Annotated in this window: 20 protein-coding genes; 14 read left to right on the top strand and 6 right to left on the bottom strand. The window is 34.3% G+C overall.

The genetic code is table 11. The features are described from left to right. Positions 1-27: 27 nt before the first annotated feature. Both QMO11_RS05025 and QMO11_RS05020 read left to right on the top strand, forming a co-directional pair. Entirely contained in the window at positions 28-1959 is a 1932-nt protein-coding gene (locus tag QMO11_RS05025) for a DUF4914 family protein (protein ID WP_282036306.1), read from the top strand. Positions 1960-2338: 379 nt separating this feature from the next. After that, positions 2339-3298: an L-threonylcarbamoyladenylate synthase gene (locus QMO11_RS05020; RefSeq protein ID WP_282036305.1), complete on the top strand. Its 960-nt coding sequence runs from the start codon at positions 2339-2341 to the stop codon at positions 3296-3298. Positions 3299-3847: 549 nt separating this feature from the next. Here QMO11_RS05020 and QMO11_RS05015 read toward each other — a convergent pair. Further along, entirely contained in the window at positions 3848-7771 is a 3924-nt protein-coding gene (locus QMO11_RS05015; protein ID WP_282036304.1) for a hybrid sensor histidine kinase/response regulator transcription factor, read from the bottom strand. A 140-nt stretch (positions 7772-7911) separates the two neighbouring features. On the opposite strand from QMO11_RS05015, the gene QMO11_RS05010 reads away from it, so the two are divergent. From QMO11_RS05010 to QMO11_RS05000, 3 genes are read left to right on the top strand one after another with little or no spacing between them, the layout of a single operon-like run. Next, positions 7912-9276 carry a family 43 glycosylhydrolase gene (locus tag QMO11_RS05010; protein WP_282036303.1) on the top strand — a complete coding sequence of 455 codons (1365 nt, stop codon included), beginning with the start codon at positions 7912-7914 and terminating at the stop codon, positions 9274-9276. A gap of 32 nt (positions 9277-9308) precedes the next feature. Next, on the top strand, positions 9309-11567 hold the full coding sequence (locus tag QMO11_RS05005; protein ID WP_282036302.1) for a family 43 glycosylhydrolase: 2259 nt from the start codon (positions 9309-9311) through the stop codon (positions 11565-11567). 57 nt (positions 11568-11624) lie between these two features. Next, positions 11625-14228, top strand: a complete 2604-nt coding sequence (locus QMO11_RS05000) for a beta-glucosidase (RefSeq protein WP_282036301.1) — start codon at positions 11625-11627, stop codon at positions 14226-14228. Positions 14229-14594: 366 nt separating this feature from the next. Here the strand turns inward: QMO11_RS05000 and QMO11_RS04995 are convergent, their stop codons facing one another. Continuing rightward, the gene (locus QMO11_RS04995; RefSeq protein ID WP_282036300.1) at positions 14595-15509 is read right to left on the bottom strand and encodes a hypothetical protein; all 915 of its coding nucleotides are present in this window, start codon (positions 15507-15509) and stop codon (positions 14595-14597) included. Positions 15510-15699: 190 nt separating this feature from the next. On the opposite strand from QMO11_RS04995, the gene QMO11_RS04990 reads away from it, so the two are divergent. The 8 genes from QMO11_RS04990 (at position 15700) to QMO11_RS21980 (ending at position 22393) form a co-directional block, all read left to right on the top strand. Further along, positions 15700-15969, top strand: coding sequence for a hypothetical protein (locus QMO11_RS04990; protein ID WP_282036299.1), 270 nt, complete (start codon positions 15700-15702; stop codon positions 15967-15969). Between the two features lies 1 nt (position 15970). Then, positions 15971-17938, top strand: coding sequence for a primase-helicase family protein (locus QMO11_RS04985; protein ID WP_282036298.1), 1968 nt, complete (start codon positions 15971-15973; stop codon positions 17936-17938). A 167-nt stretch (positions 17939-18105) separates the two neighbouring features. After that, a complete protein-coding gene (locus QMO11_RS04980; protein WP_282036297.1) occupies positions 18106-18696 on the top strand; it encodes a BfmA/BtgA family mobilization protein in 591 nt (196 codons plus the stop codon). Next, a complete protein-coding gene (locus tag QMO11_RS04975) occupies positions 18683-20080 on the top strand; it encodes a DUF5712 family protein (RefSeq protein WP_282036296.1) in 1398 nt (465 codons plus the stop codon). Before QMO11_RS04980 ends, QMO11_RS04975 begins: the two co-directional genes overlap by 14 nt. A 1-nt stretch (position 20081) precedes the next feature. Further along, positions 20082-20825 carry a ParA family protein gene (locus QMO11_RS04970; protein WP_282036295.1) on the top strand — a complete coding sequence of 248 codons (744 nt, stop codon included), beginning with the start codon at positions 20082-20084 and terminating at the stop codon, positions 20823-20825. A 2-nt stretch (positions 20826-20827) separates the two neighbouring features. Then, on the top strand, positions 20828-21103 hold the full coding sequence (locus QMO11_RS04965; protein WP_282036294.1) for a hypothetical protein: 276 nt from the start codon (positions 20828-20830) through the stop codon (positions 21101-21103). A 346-nt stretch (positions 21104-21449) separates the two neighbouring features. Beyond that, complete coding sequence (locus QMO11_RS04960) at positions 21450-21815, top strand: hypothetical protein (RefSeq protein ID WP_282036293.1); 366 nt, start codon at positions 21450-21452, stop codon at positions 21813-21815. 359 nt (positions 21816-22174) lie between these two features. Next, a complete protein-coding gene (locus tag QMO11_RS21980; RefSeq protein WP_425595540.1) occupies positions 22175-22393 on the top strand; it encodes a type I restriction endonuclease in 219 nt (72 codons plus the stop codon). 82 nt (positions 22394-22475) lie between these two features. Here the strand turns inward: QMO11_RS21980 and QMO11_RS04955 are convergent, their stop codons facing one another. From QMO11_RS04955 to QMO11_RS04940, 4 genes are all read right to left on the bottom strand, one after another. Continuing rightward, positions 22476-23750: a type II toxin-antitoxin system HipA family toxin gene (locus QMO11_RS04955; RefSeq protein ID WP_282036292.1), complete on the bottom strand. Its 1275-nt coding sequence runs from the start codon at positions 23748-23750 to the stop codon at positions 22476-22478. After that, complete coding sequence (locus QMO11_RS04950; RefSeq protein ID WP_282036291.1) at positions 23750-24070, bottom strand: helix-turn-helix domain-containing protein; 321 nt, start codon at positions 24068-24070, stop codon at positions 23750-23752. The genes QMO11_RS04955 and QMO11_RS04950 overlap by 1 nt, the downstream gene beginning before the upstream one ends. Positions 24071-24272: 202 nt before the next feature. Further along, positions 24273-24527 (bottom strand): AbrB/MazE/SpoVT family DNA-binding domain-containing protein, encoded by a 255-nt coding sequence (locus QMO11_RS04945; RefSeq protein WP_282036290.1) that lies wholly within the window; start codon positions 24525-24527, stop codon positions 24273-24275. After that, positions 24520-25623, bottom strand: coding sequence for a hypothetical protein (locus tag QMO11_RS04940; RefSeq protein ID WP_282036289.1), 1104 nt, complete (start codon positions 25621-25623; stop codon positions 24520-24522). The genes QMO11_RS04945 and QMO11_RS04940 overlap by 8 nt, the downstream gene beginning before the upstream one ends. A 287-nt stretch (positions 25624-25910) precedes the next feature. Here QMO11_RS04940 and QMO11_RS04935 point away from each other — a divergent pair, with 287 nt between their 5' ends. Continuing rightward, positions 25911-26444: a metallophosphoesterase gene (locus QMO11_RS04935; RefSeq protein WP_282036288.1), complete on the top strand. Its 534-nt coding sequence runs from the start codon at positions 25911-25913 to the stop codon at positions 26442-26444. The last annotated feature ends 330 nt before the right edge of the window (positions 26445-26774 follow it).

The following is a 26774-nucleotide window of genomic DNA, read 5'->3' as shown; positions in this document are numbered from 1 at the left end:
ACATTAATCATAAAATAAACAAGAAAGATGACAGAATTACAACAACATCTTGAGAAACTAAAGATTGCATTACCGGATAATGTTGCTATGCTTTTAAATGAAGCAAAAAGTGTTACTTTTTTTAATAGTACTGAGGAGCTTGCAAATGCAGCAACCAATGGTAAAGAAAATTTAGAATTCGAAGTTAAATATGATGTACCTGGAAAAGGTGAATACACAGAAGCTGTTGTTCATCGTGTAAAGAATGGTATTTCAGCAAACTACACAGAGTCATACATGCGTCGTAGAGACCCAGGAACTATGGCCATTGCTGATGATAAACCAACAGACAAAACTAAATTTAAAGATAAGTTTGGATATGAGTTCTCAAAAATTCAAGGCGAAACATTTGAATGGATGAAAGCACAAGACCTAGCTGTATTCTTCTATTTTGCGGGTCGTGCCGGAATTGGTTCTTTAGGTATTGCTATTGCTCCTGCTAATGCTGGATTCTTCGCTTTAGGTTTAGCTATGCTTCAGGAAATGAAATCGCTTGAGGATTTGAAAGAAGGAATGGAAATTAAGTCTTCTATTTTTGTAGCTCCTGTATTCCGTCATACACACTTTGAAGGAAAACAAGTTGTAGTTCACAACCGTACTGACGAAGTTCACGAATTATATTCATATAACTTATACCCTGGACCATCTGCTAAAAAAGGTGTTTACGGAGTATTATTGACACAAGGTGAAAAAGAAGGATGGGTAACAGCTCACTGTTCTGCAGTTGAGGCTATTTCTCCTTACGATAACATTACTACATTTATGCACGAGGGTGCTTCTGGTGGTGGTAAATCAGAGTTACACCAACACCTTTTACGTGAGCCTGAAGGTGGTATTTTATTAGGTCAGAACATTGTTACTGGTGAAACTAAGCACGTTGAGATTCCTAAGTCTTGTGCTTTCCGTCCGGTTGCTGATGATATGGCTTTCTGTCACCCTTCTGTTCAAGAAGCTGATGGTAAATTACGTATCGTTGATGCTGAGAACTCTTGGTTCGTTCGTGTGGATTCAGTAAACCAATATGGTGATGATCCAACACTTGAGAAAACTTGTATTAATCCTAAAGAGCCATTATTATTCTTAAACATTGATACTAATCCTGATTCTACCGCTCTTATTTGGGATCACATCGAAGATGAGCCAGGTAAAAAGTGTCCGAACCCACGTGTGGTAATCCCTCGTAAGATTATGCCAAACGTAATTGACCGCCCAGTAGCTGTTGATGTTCGCTCATTTGGTTTACGTGCTCCTCAGTGTACTAAAGGAGAGCCTACTTACGGTATTGCAGGTATGTTCCATATTTTACCTCCAGCATTAGCTTGGTTATGGCGTTTAGTGGCTCCTCGTGGACACAAAAACCCATCTATTGTAAGTGATGGTTCTATGCAGAGTGAAGGTGTTGGTTCATACTGGCCATTTGCTACTGGTAAAAAAGTGGATCATGCTAACATGTTATTAAAGCAAATTATTGATACACCACGTACTACATTTACATTAGTTCCTAACCAAAACATTGGTTCTTGGAAAGTAGGTTTCAAACCTCAGTTATTAATGCGTGAGTACATGACGCGTCGTGGTGCTGCTAAGTTACGTGAAGATCAATACCAAGATTCTCGTTGTCCTTTATTAGGATATGAGTTAAACTACTTAACAATTGAAGGTTCTAAAATTCCTAAGCAATTATTAAAAGTTTACAAGCAACCAGAAGTTGGTGTTGAAGGTTATGATGCAGGTGCTGCTGAGTTAACTGAATTCTTTAAAAAAGAATTAAAGCAATACTTACAACCAGGATTAATGGAAACAGGACGTAAGATTATTGAGGCTTGTTTAAATGATGCAACTATTGAAGAGTACAACCAAATTGTACCAATGAGTTTTGAGTACGATTACTCGTTCAAAAAAGTAGAAGACTTTAAATAAGATTACGAAATACTGAGTAATTTATAATTAACTCAGATGACTTAAATTAAAATACGGTAATTGCTTTATGCGGTTACCGTATTTCTTTTTTATGAAGTTGTTCAAAGTTGTCTAGAAATTTCGAGAGTGACCTATTGGTTTTCAGTGGCAAGGCTCAATTTTTCTTGCATAGCCATAGCTACGGAATTAAAATTAGCTGAAATCAATGAAACGAGAGTTCTATGAGATAAAATACATGTTTCAATCTCATAAAATTAAGATGTTACTCGCAGTTTTTCAGCATGACTTTAAACAACTTCTACAAATATTAAGTGTCAGTATTTTAAGATTATCAAGGAATACTATACATTTGTGCTCTCAAAAATATCAATACCATCAAATGAACAATATAGAACAAGCAGCGGAATTTTTAAAACAAGAAGACGTAGTAGCTATACCTACTGAAACTGTATATGGTTTAGCAGGTAGTGCTTACAGTGAAAAAGCGATTAAGAAAATATTTGAAGTAAAAAATCGTCCTTTCTACAACCCGCTTATTGTTCATATTAAAAGTATCGATGACTTAGCCAAAATAGCTACAAATATTCCTCCTTTAGCTTATAAGTTAGCAGATGCCTTTTGGCCCGGACCACTGACAATGGTGCTTGATAAGCAGGATTGTATTTCGGATTTAGTTACGGGAGGAAAATCAACTGTTGCGGTAAGATTACCAGGACACCCTGTTACATTAGAGTTATTAAACCAATTGGATTTCCCCCTTGTAGCCCCAAGTGCGAACCCTTTTAACTATTTAAGTCCAACTAGTGCACACCATGTTGAAGAGCAATTAGGCGACAAGATCCCTTACATTTTAGATGGTGGTAACTGTGAAAAAGGCGTTGAATCTACTATTATTGGTTTTAAGAACAATACCCCTATCCTATTTCGTTTAGGAGCCTTATCAATGGAAGATATTGAAGAAGTTGCAGGTGAATTAACTGTATTAAATACATCAAAAAATACCCCTGATGCTCCGGGAATGCTATTAAAGCACTACTCTCCCACAACTAAATTTTGTTTATCAGATAACATTGAACAGAGCATAGAACAATATAGAAACAAACGCATTGGTTTAATAACATTCAATTCAACAGTAAATAGTACTTCTGTTTTTTACCAAATTGCTTTATCCAATAAAAATGACCTCAAAGAGGCTGCCTCCAATTTATTCAGTACGCTTCATAATTTGGATAAAATGAATTTAGATGTAATTATTGCTGAACGATTTCCTGACAATGGCTTAGGAAAAACAATAAATGACAGATTACAACGAGCTGCTTCTGATTCAACAATACTTTAGCATTAATACTTCCTGCACTAACGATTTACTGAGTCTGTTTTGGACCAACTTTATTAAGTGACACGAAAACTTCGGCACTGTGCATTAAAAGGGCAGAACTACACACATAGTCTGTAATTCTGTAATATACTTCATCAATTTTAATATAGGCTTCTTCCTATTCTGTAGGTACAATGTCGAGCTCGGTAGACATTCCTTCGAGTCTGGTAGACACTACTTCCTGTCTGGTAGAGTCTCCTTCCTATCTGGTAAACATTTTTTCGCCTTCGGTAGACATTTCTTCCTACTTGGTAGACATTTCTTCCTCCTTGGTAGACATTTTTGCAAGCTCGGTAGACATTTTTTCCTACTTAATATACATTTTCTCATAAATTTTGAACCATATAAGCGCGTATTAGTATCTACCAACATCGAACCTTTACCATATTTATACTGAAGAGGACAAGAACAAGGCGCAATTACGTTCTTATATTAATTATAAGTGTAAGATAATTAGTACTATTCTATTGGGCGAAGACTCAGGAGAGTTGATTATCAAGGATTACATCATTAAATCTTCCCCGGTGAAACACCGTACTCTTTCTTAAAACAACTTGAAAAGTAAGCAGGAGAAAAACCCAAGGCATAAGCAGCATCTGAAGGCGAAAAATTCTCTTCAGTAATTAACCTATAACCTTCTTTTAAGCGCATCTTTCTAATATATTCTGCTGTTGAAACATCAAGCATACGCCTTAGCTTATCGTTTAATGTGGTTTTGCCAATTCCAATTTGCTCACATAACACGGGCACACCAAAGTTCTCGTGCTTCATTTCGCGCATAATAATTTTATTAAGCTTGTCTAAAAAACGTTGGTCTTGCTGCTCAAAATTAGATAAATCAACATGATCACCCTTTTTAAATGATTCAATTAATTGCTTACGCGATTGAAGAATATTATTGATTTTCTGTAACAAAATATCACTATTAAAGGGCTTTCCTATATAATCATCGGCACCAACCTCTAGGCCTTTAAGTTGTTCTTCCACTTCGTTGTATGCAGATAGTAAAACAACAGGAATATGCGAAGTTATAAACGCGCTCTTTAGCTTTTGGCACATGGTAATTCCATTCATTTCGGGCATCTGATAATCAGAAATAATAATGTCAGGAATGTGATTGGTAGCATATTCAAGACCCTCTTTACCATTCGGTCTTACAGTCACGTTGTAATACTTTTCAAATATGCTTGCAATGTACTTACTGATTTCCGCATTATCTTCCACAATTAGTATACTTCCTTTAAGAGCATTCTTCATCGTCACCTTTTCTGTATTCTGAGTAGATACTTTACCTGAGGTATTCTTATCGTATTTATATTCTCCCGGAACATTAGCTACAAGCTGAGGAATAAAAGCCCTAAAAGTACTACCATTTTCTAGTGAACTTTCTACATTCAGAGTTCCATTATGTGCCTCAATAATCTTTTTAGCAAGAGCCAATCCTATTCCAAAACCATGCTGATTGTTGTTATCTGTTTGGTAAAAACGATTAAAAATAGTATTAATCTCATCTGAAGATATGCCTTTGCCAGTATCTTGTACCGAAAGTTCAATTCCCTTATTTAATTCCTCAACCTTTATATTAATTGTGCCGTCCTTCGGTGTGTGTTTAATGGCATTACTAAGAAGATTAGTGATTACTTTTTCAATTTTATCTGCATCGCATACCATTTTTATATTCTCATCAATAAAATAATGAATCTCGATGTTTTTGCCAGACAACTCATATTGATACAACTCGCAATTATCCTTAATAAGATGGGCAATATTACATTCCTGCAGCTTTAAAGGGAGTGCGCCGTTTTCTGCCTTCCGAAATAAGAGCAATTCATCCATTAAGTTTGTGAGCTTATTGGCACTTTTATGCACCGTGTTTAATGAATGCTGCAATTCATAATCAAGCTTTCTGCTTGCAAATATTTCTTTTATCGGACCCAAAATTAGAGTCAGAGGCGTTCGGATTTCATGCGCAATATCTGTAAAGAAACGAAGCTTTGCTTGATTGATTTCTTCTGCTTGCTTCTTCTCTAATTTAGCCAAAGCAATGGAACTTTTGTATAAGGCTTGTTTCCGCGTAATGCGATAAGTAATAAAAAATAGAGCAAATAAAATAACTACATAAAGGATATAAGCCACATTTGATTTATACCACGGAGGATATATAACAATTTCAGGACTATAAGTAGGCGCTGACCAAGCCGAATTAGGAAGTGCAACCCATAACTTTAGCTTATACTTGCCGGGTGGAACATTGGAAAAAAAGACTTTATTGGTTCCTGTAGTACAAAGCCGCTCCTCGCTTGAATAACCCTCTAAAAAATATTTATAGATATAGCTTTCAGAAGAGGTATAATCTGGTGTAAAAAAAGAAATTTCGAAGCTATTTTTATCGTAGCTGGTTGACAACCCAGTAGCGAGTTGACCAACATTGTAGTGATCGTTTCCAATTGTAATATCTGAAACAACAGGACTAGGAAGCTCTATATTGGCTTTGATGTTTTTAGGTTTAAAATAAGTAAACCCATTAATACCACCCATAAATAGAGTTCCGTCACTAGCTTTTGCTGCAGCATTATAGTTAAACTGATTGTCTTGTATGCCATCTACCTTTTTATAATTTAAAAAGCGTTTGGTAGAATAATCAAAAGCTACTAAACCGGAATTTGTGCCCAACCAAATTCTACCCAAATCATCTTCAACAATACTGTATACAACCTTAAAATCGATATGCTCAGCCTGTTGTATTGCTTCAATAAAACCCTTATTTGTTTGGTAATAATAAAGCCCATCGCCATAGGTTCCAATCCAAATACTATTTTTTGAATCGCAGTAAATGGAGGTTATCCCAACGGAAGTTAGGCCCAATTTTTGAGCCTTCTTTTCCAATTCTATATTGTATGAATCTGATTTTAAATCATAGATCTTCAACCCGTTTTTAGAGGCTATCCAAAGGTTATCTTTCTCATCCTTAAAAAGGGAAGAAATATATCCCTCATTACTTTTTATCAAAGTAGATATCTGTAGCGATTCGGTATCGAAGCTTAGCACACCAAAAGTAGTAGCAATGTATATGATCTTGTTCTTATCATCAAAGCAAAAATCATCACAGGTTATGCGAGCATTCCTACTTAAGAAAGCATTAATTACGGTATTGTAAGTTTCTTTATTCTTTCCTGAAATAATATTAAAACCATTGTCGTAATATCCACCCCAAACTCTTCCCTCCCAATCTTTTTTAACGCAGTGCATAATATTGCTGCTTAATTGGTAGTTATTGCCTTTTGCGCTTTTAAATTGGCCCATGGTTCTGTTATATATTACTAAACCTGCGGTTTCTGTTGCCAAAGCAATGCTATTGCTGTCTATTTCTAAAATACTACTAATTAAGCCTGATGGTATCTTACTATCCGTATCCGTCTTTCTGTAAGTATTAAAAAGCGTTTCTCGATTGGCATATTTCACCACGCCCTTTTGCCATGTTCCGCACCATAAATTACCTTTATTATCCGCAAGCAAGGAGTTCATCCAATAGTTTGGAGGATTCTTAAACTTAATATTTTGGCTTGCATTATCAACCGAAATCAAACCTTGCTGCGTAGCAAACCAATATTTACCATCCGAAAAAGCAACATCTCCAATTTTATAATCAATACCAGTCTGTTTCCGTAAATAAATGTGGTAGTCATTCATGCCCGAAACATCAAAGTGCCCATTTTCTATTGGGATAATAAAACTGCTACTATTTTGCTTAATCCAAATACTATTAGTTTTTGCTAAGTATTTTAACTGAGTACATTTTTTTATCTCAGGGATGATACTTTCTACTTGCTTTTTATTGGGGTTGTAGGCGAATATTCCTCTCGACGAGGATATAATAAGTTGATCATCTACAACAGTAATATCATTTACCGCTTTCGCGGGGATAGATACTTCTTGCATAGAGATATTTTCGCCCTGAATTTTAAGCTCTACCAACTCATGATTTCTTATTCCATATAATAAGCTATCATTAAACATGCATATATGCTGGTATTTCTCCTTCTGCAAATACAGAGGTAATGGCACCCATTCCTTACTCACATAATTATAACAAGCCAAACCAATATTGGTGGCAAGCCAAAGCTGATTCAAATTATCTTCAGTAATATCATTTATAAAGTTATTCGACTTTAAACTATCACGCTCAAGATATAGTTTCTCAATGCTGTGCCCATTATAGCAATTCAAACCATTTTGGGTATAAATCCAGATGTACTTTAAATATTTATCCTGATAAACTCCCCTAACTTCATTTAAGCTAAGCCCTTCGTTAACCGTAAAAACTTGCGTTGATGATGCTAATGAAACAGAAGCACAAACGCACAAAAACATAAAAGTCAACATTACTCTTAGCCTCACTAATTTTTGAGTATTTAATAATTTTAAATCAGTCATAATGCACGCTCTCAACAGGGGGTAAATTATTTGTGTGGTCAAAATTAAAAGAATCCGGTCAATAACCATAGCCAAAAACAGAGGCTTTTACATTCATTTGTAAGCGGTAAAATGCCGTAAATGCAATAAATATATACACTATGAAATTTCTAAATTTTATTCTAATCCTATCAGCTCTATTAAGTACTTGCTTAATCAGTGCTCAGAAAGATATAAAAATAGATGTTGGGTCAAACAACAACATCGGCCATTTGGGTAAAGGGATCATCCCCGATGCGGGAGTAAACGATCCGCACATTCATATTTTTAATAATAAGGCCTATTTGTTTGCCAGTCACGATACCATTATTGGCGATAAAAACACCACTTACATGATGCCCAATTGGAACATTTACTCTTCGCAGGATTTGGTGCATTGGGAGAAGGAGTTTGTTTTGTATCCTGAAAACACCTACATAGGTAAGAAAATAGATAAATGTTTTGCTACCGATGGAGCAAGCCGAAATGGCAAATACTATTTCTATTTCAGTAATTTCAATATTAGCACTGGTGTTGCTGTTAGTGACCATCCGGGAGGGCCTTATACCGATACCGGAAAACCTGTTTTAACAAAAGATATAAAGCCTTTAAAGAATAAAAAATACGACCCAACCATATTTATAGATGATGATGGTAAACATTATATCATTTGGGGACAAACGGGTTGGAATAACAATTCGTACCAAATAGCCGAACTTAACGAAGATATGCTTAGCATTAAGTCTGAACCACGTGATTTGGTAATGGCTGACAATACCAAGATAAAACGCGATGCCAGTTACCTGCACAAGCACAACGAAAGATACTATTTAAATGCCCACCATGGCCAATACGCAAGCTCTGATAATCTTTATGGCCCGTATGAATACCGAGGGGAACTTGAAGCTGGCGGCGACCATGGCACTTTTTTTACGTGGCACAACCAAACTTACTACACCGCCGGAGCATGGCAAGCTCCCTATTTCAGATATACCTTTTTATGCTACGCACACTATAAAAACAATGGAGAAATTGTTGTTAAGCGACCACTAAATGGCAAAGTAGATTTAGGTGTTGCACGATATGATGCGAGTTTGGGAAATATTGAGGCCGAGTGCTATTTTGCTGCTTCTGATGAACTTCTGAAAAAGGAAGGCGCAACAGGTTTTGAGATTCAGAACATCACAAATAAAAGCTATTTATTTTATCCCAAAGTATATAATATTACTGATGACGCTCAGATAGAATTCAGCGTTTCAAGTGCTCACCCCAAAGGAGGAACTATTGAGGTGCGTTCAGAAAGTACTGGAGGAAAACTACTTGCCTCTTGCAAAATTAAACCTACAGGCGCTTGGAACAAATACGTAAATGTGAGCTGTGCATTGCCTAAACTTAAAACACCGCAAAACTTGTACTTAGTTTTTAAAGGTAAAGAGGGTGAATTGATGCGTTTAGACTATTTCGAGATTAAATCAAAGAAGCACTAATTACCAACTATTAAAAAAATAATAACATTACAATGAAAAAGCTACTACTACTTCTACTACTCGCCATTTCATTTAACCTATATGCACAAAAGCCTGCTGTTTGGTTAATTAGCGATGGCGGCAAAAACATTAACGACCCAGATGATATTTCGGCAATAGCCAGCTATATACTCATGTCGAATGAGTTTGATACGCGGGCCATTGTGTTGGGAAGCACAACCCACCCGTGGAACAAAGATACCGAAGATATGAAACTTTGGGCTGAAGAAACCTACGGAAAGGCGTATGCTGCCGACCTTCCGAACTTAAACAAATACATCGGTGGATACCAAAGTAAGTTTCGTTTTATGGAGTCATCCATTAAAGGACAAGGCAAAAATTTCGCATGGAACGAAAACTATAATTTAAATGATTACCCAAGTATTCAGGCCCTATACAAAGAACTAGAAAAAACCAAAGGAACACTAAACGTATTATGTTTCGGTCCATTAACCGAACAAGCCATTTTGGTAAGTTACTGTATTCAAAAAAAGCGTACTAATTTATTAAATAAACTTCGGTTTATTAGTCACTGGACTTCTTCAAACTTTCATGTGGGTAATGAGGCTAATCCTGAGCGCACGCACAATTGCATGGGCGATCCTATTGCTTGCGATTACATAAAAAAGATGGCGCTAAATGGTCGCTTCGAATTTTACGAATGTGGCGGAATTGGCCAATATGGCATCGTTGAAAATGCTCAAAAAGGTGCTCAGTATTACGACCTATTTACAGAAAGTAAATTAGGTAAAATCTTCCGCGAAGGAAAATTCAATAAAAACCGTGTTGATGATTCTGATTGTGCAACCTATTGGACATTGCTAGGTAATTGGGGTGTATCCTTAAATGATATCGCTAGCAATGGATTAAACTTTCCCGATGTTGAAAAACGAAACGAAGAGGCATTTGCTAAAAATGCAAAAGCAATGCGCGATGAGCTTTTACGTCGTTCCAATGCTGCTGCAGGTTATAATCCTGATGCCATTAAAGTAGATCTTATTGTGCCGGAACACGGCATGGCTGATCCGCATGCATGGGTTGAAAACGATACGCTTTGGTTTATTTGTGGCCATGATAAGAGCTGGGAACCTTCACACAAATTCCGAATGGACAGATGGGAAATATGGTCAACAACAGACCTGAAGAACTACAAATATCACAATAGCATTTTACCAAAGGATACCTACATTGGCGATCTTCCGCATTGCTGGGCAGGCGATATCACAAAACGCAACGGCAAGTATTACTGGTTCTTCTCCAATCAGCATATCGATACTGGTGTGGCTGTAGCCGATAAAATTGATGGCGATTATAAAGACCTTCTAGGCAAACCATTATTGCCTGCCAATATTGTTCCTGTAAACCCATACGATCCTGAAATATATGAGGAGGATGACGTTTACACAATCTGTTTTGGTGCAGGAACATACTACATGGCAACTTTGGCCGAAGATATGATGTCGCTAACAACAGAACCTAAGGCTGTTGAGATAAAATATAAAGATGGCAAGCCATTCCGCTCAGAAGACAAGCCTACCCTATTTAAGCGCAATAATATTTACTATCTGGTTTTTGGTTCTCGCTATGCGATGTCCGATAATTTATATGGCCCCTATACCTTCGAGGGCGCCTTCTTAAGTGGCGGACATACCAGTTTCTTCGATTGGCACGGTCAGAAATATGTGCTGCAAGAAAACCACGATATTAGCGCATTCTATCGCGGAGCTAGCTTAAAACCTGTATTCTTTAATGAGGATGGTACAATACGCATTCCTAAAAGCGATAGATTTTATCCGGGACCGGGAAGAACTTTCCATTTTGAGAACAGTACTATGGGCTGGAAAGCCTTAAATGGAACCAGCATTTACATGAACGATGGTAAATTATCTGGTAAGATTTCAGAGCCGAAAGCTCTACTGACAAGTGCGCCTGTACTTTTCACACCGATGGATGGCTGTACAAAGGTCATTATTAAAATTCGTAACCAAAGTTATGCCGATAGACTGAAGATTTCTCTTGCTACTCGTAATAAGGGGCAAGACTTCTGGAGCAGTGCAGCAAATCCGGTTAATTGGGATGAGCAAGAATGGATAAACATACCAATCAGTGCTAACGATACTGAGTTTAAAACTTACGAAATAAAACTTTCTCAGTTTAAAGATATCAAAGACAGACTGCTTCAAGTAGCTGTTCAACCTGCTGTGAATACCTACAACGGAACATGGGAGATTGAAGAGATTATTATTGAATAACAACAGACATAGCAATTGGGCAGCAACAAGCTGCCCAATGCTTCAAACTTCTATGAAATGAGAAAAAAATTACAAAAATTGATCTTCGCATCTTTTACATTTGCCATTTGCTTTGGAGTTTCTGCACAGCAAACAGCAAGTGAAATTGATGCAAAAGTGGATCATATGCTTAAGCGAATGACCTTGGAAGAAAAGGTTGATTACATTAGCGGAATGCGCATTGGCGGACACGGCCCAAACAAATGGGATGGCACCAAAGAAAACAAACGCTTGGGTATTGAGCCAATAAAAATTTATCACGGCCCTTATGGCATTGGTGCACTCAGATATGCTAAGAAAAATGGAACATATTACCCATCATCCATTAATATGGCATGCACATGGAATCCTGAATTGGTGCAAGAAGTTGCAACATCAATGGGAAAAGAATTAAAGGCTGCCGGCGGACAATCGAACGCAGGACCTGCAATGAACATCATTCGTGATTTGCGAGGAGGACGGAGCATGGAATACTTTACCGAAGACCCTTATTTGAACGGCCAAATTGCTGCGGCTTATGTAAAAGGAATTCAGTCGCCAGGGAATTTTGCCATAATGAAGCACTTTATCTGTAACAATCAGGAACGCGAAAGAAATTATATCGATGTTAATGTTGGCGAAAGAGCTTTGAGAGAAATTTATCTCCCAGGATATAAACAGGCTGTTATTGATGGTGGAGTACTTGGTGTAATGACGGGTTATAATACAGTAAACAGCTCCCATAGTTCGGCCAACAAGCACCTAATTCAAGATATTCTGAAAGATGAATGGGGCTTTAAAGGTATTGTAATGACAGACTGGTCTGGCTCTGATGATGACGCAGTACAGATGCTGAATGCTGGCCTTGATTTAGAGATGCCAAGACCAAAAACATTGACTTCAGCCAATGTTCTAAAGGCACTAAAACAAGGGGAAATAAGCGAAGCAGAAATAGACGAGAAAGTCAGACGTATTCTTTATGTAAGCTATTTTACTGGAGTTATGGATGCTAAACCCGAAATTCGTCCTGAAGAAATGACAACACCCGAAACAATTGAACTATCCAGAAAAATGGCAGAAGAAGCGATCGTTCTTCTTAAGAATGAAGATGATATTCTTCCACTTGACAGAGATAAGGTGAAAAGCATTGCTGTAATTGGCCCTAATGGTGAATTTGGAGCTCATTTCCGTAACGGACAAAAAAGCTATCAGCTATTACAAGGAGGAGGTAGTGCCTCTATTTCTCCACAGCAAGGACGAATGATAACGCCGTTTGCCGGAATTAAAAATGCATCTAGAGGAATTGAGGTTACTTTTGAACCAGGCTGTTATGGCGACCACGGATGTACAACTATTCAACCTGAATTTTTCACAACTACAGATAATAAACCAGGACTAGAGGCTAAATACTATGCCAACAGTAATCTAAATGGTAAACCCAATGTAAAAATCGATAAGAACATTCGTTTTTTCTGGCAAAAAACACCTGAAATTATAGAACAAGGCAATGATAAACAAAATGGTTCTGAAGACGGATTCTCGGTAGAGTGGACAGGCAAATTAAAAGCTCCAATAAGCAGAAAATATACTTTTGAAGTGGAAGCACAGGGACTTACCAAGGTATTTATTGATGGAAAATTAGTGCTTGACAAATACAAGCCTGATGTTGGCTGGGATAGATATGCTATGGGCTCTGCTTATTTAGAACAGGGAAATCACGATATCAAAATAGAGTTCCGTAAATCAGCAGCGCGCAACCAACTGCACTTAATGTGGGATTATGGTAACGATGTCTATTTAGATAAAGCAATTGAGTTGGCTAAAAAATCAGATGTAGTAATTATGCCTGTTGGAACATCTGGCAGTCTGGAGCGCGAGGCAGTAGACCGCGATGAAAAACTAAACAGATCAGAGAGCTTAGCCTTATCAGCTGCACAAGAAAGGTTAATAAAAGAAGTCTCCAGAGTGAATAAGAATGTGGTTGTGGTTACTTTTACCGCCGGTGTAGTTTGCGAGCAATGGAAAAACAATGTATCAGCAATCTTATACGCAGGTTTCCCAGGACAAGAAGGTGGAAACGCATTGGCAAGCATACTCTTTGGAGACGTTAATCCTTCGGCTAAACTTACAGTTTCTATACCTAAATCAGTTTCGCAATTCCCTGATAAATGGTATTCTAACAAGGAAACTATTTCTTACGATGAAGGCATTTATGTGGGCTACAGATTTTTTGATGAGTATAAAAAAGAACCCGCATTTCCTTTTGGTCATGGCTTAAGCTATTCACAATTCAATTACGGTAAACCTAATTTATCAGCAAAAGCTAAAATAGGCGAAGTTGTTAAGCTTAAAGTACCCTTGAGTAATATTGGAACTATAGCTGGTAAAGAAGTAGTTCAAGTTTATGTACAAGATAAAAAATCGAGCGAACCTCGTCCACTAAAGGAATTAAAAGCATTTAAAAAAGTACAATTAGCACCCAATGAAACAAAAGTGATTGACATAGAATTAGCTCCTGAGTCTTTCTCTTTCTTCAGCGAAAACGAAAACAAATGGATTACCGAAGCAGGAGAATTTGAAATTTGGATAGGTAGTTCTTCTGCCGATATCCGACAAAAAGTAAAGTTGGAATTAGTGAAGTAAAGTATTCATCCTATCTCTTTTAAAAAATAAAAAAGGAATAAAAACAAAACCCTTCAAAACAAGAAGTTTTGAAGGGTTTTTGTGGAGATGCAGGGTTTCGAACCCTGGTCCAATATCTCATTTATTTTCAGTCTTTTAATTCACTTTTTTAGGCTATCTGTACAAACAATTGTAAAACAACTCTATCAATTATAACATTGTATATAGTACTTATTATATCAATAAATAGTACTTCTGTACTACATTCTATAATTAAGTTAAAGATCAACACTTTACAACAGTTCAAATTTAGTACATATATAAGTTCAGTTCAATATTGTTTTTTCCCTTATGCCTTTTATAAGCTTTAGGCATAAGGGAAAAAAGTTATTTTAGGTTAATGAAAGATTTAAGTTCTATTTCATCAACAGTAATTTTATTATCATTAGCACCTCTTACAGTGAGCCATTTTGGATTAATAAATTCTTCTTGATTGTTGAATTTAACAAATGATACATTTAATGAGTTTTCTGAGAAATAAGTAATTTCAACCCATACTATTTTATCCAACATACTCTGATCGTCACCTAGCATGTTTGTGTAAACTTTCTTAGTTACGTCTTCTATTTTAGTTTGAAGAGGAACATTATGATTTGGATAGTTAGATATGAAAACCAAAGGGCTATTTACACTATCATTAATAATATGAACCGGAAAGTTAATTACGCTTCCAAATTCATTAAATAACTCCATGTATTCAGTTAGAGATGAATCTAATTTGTAAGCTTGATCATTTATACGGTTTAGAATTTTTAAAATTTGAATCTTCGCAGGTAGTATTTCTGTATTATAATCTTTTATGCTTTGAGATTTAAGAACAATCTCCCTAAAATCAATAAATTCCTGTAGCTTAATATCTTTAAATTTAGATCTGAACTGATTCTTAAAAAATACCTCATATGGTAATTTGTAAAAAGAACATAATCCTATAATTTGTTGTGTACTTATAGATTGATAATTAATAAGACGACTTAGTTCTTCCTCTGTTACATTTAAAAATAAACAAATATCTCTTATAGATAATTGGTAGGATTTAAAGTAATCCACTATCAATAGAACTTCTGAATAATCAATAAAACTAGAGAAACTATCTGCTTTAATACTAGAACTTGTAAAATCTGTTAGATCTATATTGAGGAAACTACACAGTTTAACCACAGAACCAAATTTCATTACCTCAGGATTATCTAAAGCATTATATAGTCCAGTTCTAGACATACCAGCGGTTTCTGCTAACTTCACCGCACTAACCCTTTGACTCTTAGCTTTTTGTTTGATTGTGGCTGCTAATTCTTTATAATTCACTGAAAAATAATTTAAGAAAATTCTTTTTTATGATAATAAAATTATCAATATTTGAATATTCAAAGTACAATGTCAAGCATGTGAACATATGTGAATTCAAATACATTCAAATATAACAATTATTGATATGGAAAAACAAAAAGTAGAAGTAGTAACCGTACCTAGGTATGATCTGGAAGAAATAATTTTAGATGTATTGCGAAAATTTTGGCGCATAAAAGAAAAAGAGGAATCTAAGGAGGAGAAATTATTAACAAGAACTCAAGCAAAGAGTAGATTGGGAATATGCAATAATACTCTTGTAAAACTTATTGAAAAAGGCCTTATTAAAACTACTATAGATAAAAAATGGGTATTAAACTCATCCATTGATCTATATTTTAATAAAGGAAATTAATATGGCTCTACTAACTAATGATCCAGTTAGTTTATTAGAGCCTAATAAAAAGATTAATGGGAATAATGCTACTTCTATTTGTAAGAATAGTTTCTTAACCCAATTAGACTTAATACCTAACTTTACTAATGAATTAATTATATCTACATCAAAAGAGCGGTGCACAGCATTACTTGCCAAAAAATATTCATCTATTTACCTTGATTTTGCTTGTATTAGTAATATAAGCGAAGTTATTAGTAGACTTAAAGCTAGATGTAAGCATCTTTTAGTTATTACAGATGAAAATAATTTAAAAAATATCAATAAACTATTAGAAGCGTACCCATTTATTAAACCTATAGACTTATCATCTTTTAACGGCAAAAGAGATGTGAAGGTTGAGAAATGGAGAGTTCAAAACTGGCAAACATTCGATGTTTTGATTGATAATATTATCGCTTCAGATAATTTAATAATTGAGACTGATAATATTGTAATATCCACAGAGAGTAAGTTAACCGTAAGTTTGACGAGTTTATACTCTGCTATTAGTAATGCAAAGATATATAGGTATAACTCTGATGGTAAATCGGTATTTATAAGGATTAAGAATGGGGTATTAATTCAAATTATAAAGTCCGAACAAATAAAGAATACCATATTCAGTGAAATGAAAAAACGGAACTTAGAATTAGAGTTAGAAAAGCTCTATAAGGGTTCTAACTTTTATTTCTGTGACACCACTTTATCAAACATTGAGCAAAAAAGAAGTTTGAACGAATTTAGGTCAGAAAAGAATGTTGAAAATCTATTTTTTAATGGCGTAATATGGCGGATCTCTCACAATGATATAAAAGCTATTTCTTATAAGCAATTCGATTCATATGTATGGGAAACAAGTACAATAGATTGGTTTCCTATACTCGAAGAAAAATATTTTGAGATAAATAATGATGGGTATTTAAATTCATATAAGAGAGGATATTGTCACTTCTTAGATTTTATATATAATACATCTAATGTATATTGGAGAAAGGATGGCAAGTCGCTTACTAAAGAAGAAAAACAAGAGATTAATACGCATTTTATTAATAAGGTTACTGCTTTAGGTTATTTGCTTCACACTCATAAAGAAGAAAGTGTTAGAACGGCTATTACTGCAACAGACCATATTGAGCGTAGTAAAAATGAAGCACAAGGAGGAACTGGTAAATCATTATTTGGAAATGCCTTAATGGAGATTCTTCCAACTTATTATAGATCTGCTAGACAAAAGAACCTATTGGATGATAAGCATCTTTTAAGTGGTATAGAAAATGACACGAAACTCATATTTTTTGATGATGCCAGTAAGAATTTTCCATTTGACAGATTATACTCCTGGGTAACTGGACAAATAGATATCAATAAAAAGTTCCAAGATGTGAGAATTGTAGATAAGAACCGATCTATAAAATTCTATTTGACGACAAACTATTTGATATTGAGTAATGGAAATTCAGATGATAGACGTATTCGTTACATAACATTCTCAGATTACTACGGAAAACACAGAAGCCCTATTGATGATTTTGGGGAAGAACTTTTTTCATATAATTGGAGTTGGGAACAACGAAACCGATTTTACAATGTCGCGGCACAATGTATAAAAGCCTATCTGAAATTCGGATTAATAGAGGCTCCAAAACATAATATTAGGCGTAATCAATTAAGAACATCTATACATGAATCCTTTCTTGAATGGGCTGAAGAAAATTACCTAGATTTTATCAATAAAGAAGTAAGAAGGCAAGATTTGTACAATCTTTTTATGCAGTCTTTATCTGAATTTGAAAGGCGAAAATTTAAACCTACATCGTTTAAAAAATACCTAAAGGATTTCTGTGAACTCAAGAGTTTAGAGTTTAACCTAAGTAAAAATGGTAAGGATATAAAAAGGAATAGTATAGAGTACTTTGAAATCTATACTAAAGGTAAGAGTAAATAGCTAGCCGGAACAGAAGATTTTCTGTTTTTAATATGGCTTTATTTCATAAAGTTTTATAATTGAGACTATTACGAAAGACAATATATATTACTCAACTCAATAGTGACATTAAATGGATATATAGTTTACTCATTATTAACTAATTAAAAAATATTTAGGTGTATTTTATGGCACATACAGTAACAACAACTAATATTGGTAGCCAAGAACGAGCTGCCCTAAAAAGACTTGCGACTAAACACGGTTTAAAGCAAGTTGAGTTTATAAATCATGCAATCCAATATTTCAAGAAGACAGGAATAAATCCAGCAGACGAAATCTTTTCGCCTAGAGAGGAAATAGCAAAATTAACTAAACGTGTAGATCAAGTTATCCAGTTTATTAAAACCAACGAAAGTAAAAAGCTAAACCCCTTGTTAGATCATATGACTATCATATCAAGAAAGTTGGAGGGTCAGTTAAGCAACACGGTTACAAAAAAGGATTTTTCAGATTTGAGTTCATCCATAAGCAATATGATTGATGTCAATATTGAAAATCAGGAAATTATATTTCAAAAGATTAAGGGTAATATCAATTTAGAAGAATTAAATCAGAAATCTCTTAATGAACTAAAAATTGAAGTTGATCAGTTAATGAAAATGATGCAAATATTTTATCAGTCTTTCAGTAATAAGTCATTAATGGGTGTAGGTTTTAAAAAAGAAGATATTGCCAAATTTAATAATGTGAAAAATACATCTGATGCCATACATTAAGTTTGATACACCTTCTTCTTCAAATGCAGGTTCTGTAACAGGATTTTTAGAGTATATGAGTAAAGAGGACAAAGCTAAAGGTCTAGATAAAGAATTCTGGTATAACGAAAAAGATGAATATATACCAGATTACATGGTGCAAGAAAATATTGATTTTGAACAAAAAGGTGTTGCAAAAGGAGATTATAGATATTATACAGGTTCAATAAATTTTTCAGAGAAGGAATTAAGCTTTTGCAAGAACAATGAAAAATCCCTTAAAGAATATAGTAAACGAGTATTTGAAGAGTATGCTAAGAATTTTAATAAGGGTTTGTCAAGTTCTGACATAAGATGGTTTGCTAAGCTTGAATCTAATAGATATTATAAAGGAAGCGACAAAGAGGTTATAAATGGGAATGTTAAATCTGGCGATATAAAACCAGGACTTAATACCCACATTCACTTTATTGTTGGTCGTAAAACCTCAGATAACAAAAGAAAAGTATCTCCTATAACAAAACACATTGCAACTAAAGAAGGTGCTGTGAAAGGTGGTTTTTCTAGAGATAATTTTAAGAATAGGACAGAAAAGGCTTTTGATAATTATTTTTGCTACAACAGGCCTATTGAAGAAAGTTACCGATATTTAAATACCATATCCAAGACTGATAATAGACTTGAAAGAAATAAAGCCCTAATATCTGCAAGCGACAAAAAACAATCTTTGTTAAAGTACGATTTATTATCAATACCTGAAAAGGAACAGAAGCTAAACACGCTAATCAACTTTATGCAATATGGAGGAGCTAAGGAGAAGCGGTTTATTATTGATTCTAAACAGGTTTTACAATCCGCAGCATCTAATAATTATAATGGCGATGTATACAAAAGTCTATTAAACCTCAATTTAAAAATCAAAGAAGGATATAAGCCGCAAGATAAGGATTTAACAAATCAGATATTGAGTTATTCAAAATTCATTAATGTTCCCTATCATCAGCTTCCCCAAGATTATAAAGTAGACCGGTTATATAGGTCATCCCTTATCATAAATAAACGCTTGCCCGAGAATAACAAACTCGATATTTATTCAATAATGAATAAGGCACAAGCTAACAAATACGATGGCAATATGTACGCAGGTGTCAATAGTTTGAATAAAAGCATCACTGCCAATAATATTCCTGATGATAGTACACAGTATGTATTATCGTTCACAAAAACACAAGAGAGAGAATATAGTCATCAAAATAGGCCAGAGGTAAATATTGCAAGCAAAATAGATAATAATAAAGCACCTATAATAGATGCTTCTTCAGTTAGTGCATCAAATAATGGCACTAATTATATAGAAGAAAATAAATTAAAAAAACGTAAACGAAACCCTAGAAACAAATTTTAGTATGGCAATTATTTCATTTATTAACCAAAAAGGAGGTGTAGGTAAAACAACTACTGCCGTATGCCTCGCTGCAGCTTTGAGTAGCAAGAACTTTAAAGTACTTTTAATTGACTTAGATGGGCAGTGTAATGCTTCTGCATCATTAGGAATTAATAATGCAGAAGTAACAAGCTATTCAGTTTTTAAGGGAGAGGATATAGTTATTACACCTATTAACGAAAATCTATTTTTACTGCCTTCATCATTAAATGTAAACTCATTAGAGTTAGAACTTAATGAGGTTGGAAAAGAACAAATATTAGGTGAAATTTTAGAACCTATAAAAGAACAATTTGATTTTATATTACTTGATTGTAGTCCTAATTTAGGTCTTATCTCTATAAATGCCCTTGTAGCTTCAAATTATTATATAGTGCCTCTTCTACCCCACCATTTAAGCGTTCAAGGTGTTTCTAAATTGCTAGAGGTAGCAGAAAAAGTAAAGCGTAGAATCAATCCACAATTAGAATTAGGTGGTTTTGTTCTTTCTCAGTTTTCTACTAGAAAAGTACTTCACCAAAATACTGCTGAAGTTATTCAATCCCATTTCGGCAATAAGTTATTCGATACTGTAATTCGGGAGAATATAAGCCTTGCTGAAGCACCATCCTTTGGGAAATCAATATTTGAATATGCTCCAAAATCTAACGGAGCAATTGATTATATGAATCTTTCAAAAGAGTTAATTAACAAGTTAAATAAGTAACTATGACAAAGAAAAATTTTACATACGGGATGGATTCGTTAATACAAAACAGTAAACGAAACATCAAAACTGATGAAGTAAAAGATCATCAGGCTACAAAGCAATCAAAAGTAAAAGCTACTTATTACTATAACAATATGGACTTAGAATCTATTAAAGCCATATCCTTTTACGAAAGACGTTCTATAGGCGATGTTATTGAAGAAGCTCTCAAGAACTACCTAGAGCTATACCCAAATTTGGATGCTGCAAAACATATTTACACTTCTAAAGCATAACTGTATTACCATACCTACCACATCTAATGACATTACCATTGTATATGGTTAATATGGTAAAGTATATTATAGTGATTTCTAGTCCATCACACCTTCTATTTTGCTTTTTCCAAAACAATACCATACAGTAAAGTAATACCAGTGTTTATGGTATTACCACACCCAATGGCATCATCATACAGTATGGTATATCCATACATTATTTCTATGTTGAGCCTCATTAAATAGGTAAATCCAAACATTAAATAATCTCCTATACTTTAATAAACTATGAACAACATACGTAAAATCCAAGAGCTAAACTTTCAAGATCTATCATAAATGCACCTGCAATTTAATACCAAGATTGGGTTCTTCTGAAGTTAATGAACTCGAGAGGTCTATTACAGCAGTGATGCAGGGTCCGTTAAGTGCTCAAGTTTCACAGTTTTTCATATTTGAAGAAAAGTTATTAGGAGGTTCTGAATTTGATAACCTGAGACGTTTTGTGATTGATGCTTTTGAGGCACTAGCTTTAGTGTCTGAGAATAACTTTAATCTATTGATTGATAGTTTGGTCAATTTTATTGACGAAAATAAAAATAAATTTAAAGATGTAGAATTTCTCTATATGTCAATTGAGCATATCAGAAAAAAGTTCTATGAAACAGTTGTGGTAAGCTATGATATGGCTTCTGCAAAAAAGAAAATTGATAAGTTTATTTTTGATTAATAAGATTACGTCAAAAAATCGAAATGTTCCTTATTTCTATTTCATTAGTTTAAAGGGAATTATAATAATAAACAAATAAAATATACCGAAGCAAGATTAGAACAAGCTCTTATTCCGTTCTTAAAAAAACAAAATTACACAATACCTTTCTGGCAGGACTATTGAGCGCGCAAGCGTCAAGGTGCGTGATAAAAGCTGATTTAAAAAGCTTTTTAGCAAAGCATTATGCTTCTGATTATATCACCTCTCCCGAAATTGAGCTCATTGTTGGTTACCTATACAAGAGCAACAAAAAGATAATGAAATGGATGGTGGCAAATGATTTCATCTTTAAAAGAGAAAAGCACGACTAGAAAGCTCTGCTCATTCACCTTATCTATTTTTATACCCCCAGTTATAACGCGTTTATAGTAGTTGATCAACTAAAAATTGAAACCAAAGAAAGCCGTATATCCGATTTAGTCATCTACACTAACGGATTTCCCTTGTTGTTATTCGAACTAAAAACTGCCACTGAATTACGTATTATTGATATCCGCAATCGTAAAACAATGCTGAGAACAATTGTGCAAGCGTAGGTTAACAAATTATACAGTAAATTAAATAACGAATAATAGAGAATAGCCTTGTATCGTTCTATCGAGACGAAAGAACTGTGCTTTACATGTAATTATCCTTAAAGGCCATTGCCTTTAGTTCCTGTTCATTTCTTGAGATATTATATTTGGTTGCAATAGCTCTCCATTGAGAAATAGCAGATTTTACTTCTTGTAATATCTCATTAGCTCGTTCATCCGTTAATCGGAAGAATTGTGAAACCTCAAGGGCTAAATCAAAATCTAAAGAATTGTCATCATCAGAAATGTTTAATTTCAATCCAGTACCAGTCTCAACAGGGTTAATATCGTAAGCAGGTGAGAGTATCCAGCCCTTTTCAGTTAATAAGAAACCATGATTTCTCAGATGATCATCTGTATTTGAGACACAAATACTAAACACTATTCTTCTCCAAAGTTGCTCTAAATCATTCGCTATATTCGCACCTTGATTTTGTATAAACTCAACAAGTTCTAGGTAGCTTGCTCCATCATTATGATCTTGACCATCATTATAGCCTAGCATTGTCATAGCAGAAGCAAAATGAATACGACCTCCTTCAGCTGTTCTATCAAATCTCTTTGTTAGAAATGTATAATAGCTAGATGAGTATTTTCTCACCATACTTTCAGACATTACTATACCTGCAGTAATCGCTAATTCATAAGTAACCATTTCCCAAGCACCAATATCACCCTGATCATTTCTACTAGGAAATTTTGCTATCCATAAATGGCCATTATCATCAATAATACTAGCCTTTGGTCTAGCACCACCAAGAGAAGCACCTGGTGCAATTAACATTCCCAACCACTTTAAGTATTCCGGATCATCAATTACATCATCTTCTTCTATTTTTAAGCTTGCGTATTCTAACTCTTTAAGAGAAGCCCACGGGGGACTAGCCATAGACTTATTATCATTTAGAAAGGCGTCATTATTATCTATTTTAAACCTCAATCCACCCATTCTATGGCCATCGTATACGCCAAGTAGATAATCTGTTTCAAACAGTTTTGCGGGTTCTCTTTTTTCAATTCTAGCTATAGCAGCTTCTCTTCTTCTCATTAAAATTCGTCCCCACCTATCAGGAGAAGAGTCTAAGAATATTCCAAAGTTCAGCTCAACATCACTATGGAAATGGAGACCTGAATATAACTGTAATTGGGGATCTAAGAGTAGAGAATTATTGTTTCTCAACCAATCCTTATCATATTCGAACGAAAATATTTCTTTACCTTTTAATCTGCTAGAATATAATGTGCCTAATACCATTGGGCATTCCATAGTTCCCCAATCTGCATATACGGTAATAGATCGTTTTGTCTTTTTGCTCATCACTTCTTAACTCTTTTAGATGCCCTACCTTTTAAAGCTATATCAGCATCTTGTAACTTGCGTCCTAATACATCATCTTTTGCAAGGAGTAATAAATCCTTTTCAAGTCCTAGAACCTGCAATACTAATAAGTATGAGCCTAGACTCACTGTAGCGGCACCTTTTTCTATTGAGACTAAGGTAGGACGACTTATATTTGCACGTTCCGATACTTGTTCAGCACTAAGATTTCTACGTAAACGAGCGAGTTTAATATTTTCTCCTAGTTCAGTAAGAATTCTTCTAGTTTTTGGGAGTATTACAATATTCTTCTTAGGCATAATGATAAATATATTTTACAAATATAGTAATTATTGTGAATTATATTTTACATTATAAGAGTATGTATTTATATAAATACATCGAGAAAGTTGGATATATATCAACTCTATATTTCTATAGATATAATAAACCTATAAGGTTATATATCTATAGAAATATAGGTTTATAAAATGATAAAGTTATTAAGCAATAAGTTGATAATTAAATAATTTCATCTCCTACAGAATCACCAAAATCGATTTCTCCATGCATATTCTGCTTATTTATACCCTTCAACAACTTGTTTAGTGTGGGTCTTCTTTCAATGGGCCTAAGAATGTATTCACCATTTTCTTTAGCAAGAATCTCCATCGCACCTCCTACACTTAAATCATATTTCTGAACCATTTCTTCAGGCAATGGCAAGATGTACTCACCTTTAGTGTTTCGTATCAGTTTTACTATATGTTTACTCATTTAATAATTTTTTATTGATTAAGAACTCCAATGAAGGAGGGTGATTAAATCCCTCATTCCCAATTTTCAAGAGCTTATTAAAAAAGTATTGGCTCATCAATGATTGAAAATTCCATCTGCGTTCATATCTTACAATAGGCCATCCTCGTGTAGGATAATAGTCAGCCATTCTTGAACATGCTCCAATAATTGAATTTTCGGCTAAATATCGATTCCCTTTTTGAGCATAAAGCTTACATGCATCTGTTACGGATTTATTTATAAGGTGAAAAGTTTGAGATACTGAATGTTCTTGAAGTAGATTATTAAAAATCTCGTTAAACTTATTGTCGTGGTGGTAACGAAAACTATTATGCTGCATTTCACCAATTAAATACTCTTTGGACTCAGCCATTGCGATTTCTTTCCATAAATTAAATTGCTCTTTTAAACTAGCTTCTAGTTTATTGTTGCAATTCAGTAATTCCTTTGTAACAGAAATATCAATGTTGTATTTATAATCAGTATAATCCAGACTTTCCGATATCCCTAAGTCGCTTAAGTTATTGTTTAGTATTGCACCAATAGGAAATATTTTAAACTCCTTTAATAATTTACCTTTTACTGTGGATAAATCATCTTCAATTATAGCTTGTACTATACTACCTAAAAATACTTTCTGAAAAAGAGTTAATTTCTCAAACTGAGATCTAGAGATATTAATTTCATGATCATAATAATCTGGATTCATTTTTCTTTCCCAGATTTCATGTTCTTTTTGTATAGCCAGTTTTCTTTGATGTAATATAGGATCAAAATCACATATCAATACCTCTTTACATCGAGGACAATATGGCTTCGATTTAGCTTGCCGAGATAGATTATCAATCCATGATACTACCTGACAGTCGGGACAAATAATATCATAACACTGAATTGGAGGTAGTTTTTTTACAAATGTATTTCCAGGAATCTTTTCAAGACTAAACTGCTCAATGATCTCATTTATCTTAAGTCCTTTTCCATGAAATAACTCAACAACTTCTTGAATACTATCCTTTGTAAGATTTTTCAAGTAATCATTGATCTGTGGTTCAACAAGAGGGTACTTATTCATAGGCTCGTTTATTTGGCTCACAAGCCACCAAAAACAAGGCGGGTGTGAACCTCCACTATATTAAACTAAACAGGTACGACCAAGCACCCAAGCATTTAATAATAGCAGAAGGAACACACCCATATAGAGTGCGTTCACTTCCTATCTTCTCGTGCTTATAAAATTGGTCGTTTTGTTTAGCGAGAAGCGTCAGTAACGCAAATAATTTCTAATATTTCAGCCTCAAAAGTAATAAATCATTAGCAAATAATGAGTAAGTTTAAGACTTAACAAAACTTTTTTCCCTTATGCTTATTCAGTATTGCTCCGATATACACCTTGAATTTGTACAAAATAGACTCTACTTAGAAAAGAATCCAATTGAACCAAAGGGTGACATTCTAATAATGGCAGGAGATATTACCTATTGGGGTAAAAAGCATTTTAAACACGCATTCTTCAACTATGTTTCTGAGCAATTTAAAGCAGTTTATTATATACCAGGCAATCATGAATTCTATTCAGGTAAAGACCTGAGAGTATTAGATAATCCAGTTTATGAAGCCATAAGAGAAAATGTATTTATTGTTAATAATAAAATGATTCACATTGATGATGTAGATTTAATTTGCACCACTTTATGGTCAGAAATTCCAGACTCAAAAACTTTGCTAATAGAAAATGGAGTTAGTGATTTTCATAAAATAAAGTATCGAGGCAAAAAGCTCGAATCAAAAATATTTAATCACTTACATAAAGAAAGCTTACAGTTTATTGAATCTGCAATTTCTTCATCAAATTTGAATAAAAAAGTAATTGTAAGCCATCATATACCAACATAATTATGCAATCCGGAACGATACAAAACATCTGAAATTAGTGGCGCTTTTGTATCTGAGCAACAATCATTAATAGAATCTTGGAATGCTGATTATTGGATTTATGGCCATCACCACTTCAATATGGAAGAGAAGCTAATTGGTAAAACAAAACTAGTTACTAACCAACTTGGATATGTTCATATTGAAGAAAACATTGATTATAGAAATTCTGCATATTTTGAAATCTAATTTAACTAAAACCTGTGAACTTGTGAACCTGTGAACTTGTGAACCTGTGAACTTGTGAACCTGTGAACTTGTGAACCTGTGAACTTGTGAACCTGTGAACTT

Origin of the sequence: Saccharicrinis aurantiacus (assembly GCF_947489045.1) — a bacterium.
GTDB lineage: Bacteria > Bacteroidota > Bacteroidia > Bacteroidales > Marinilabiliaceae > Saccharicrinis > Saccharicrinis aurantiacus.
Note: the sequence above shows the minus strand (reverse complement) of the source record. Positions and strands in the feature narration are given on the sequence as shown.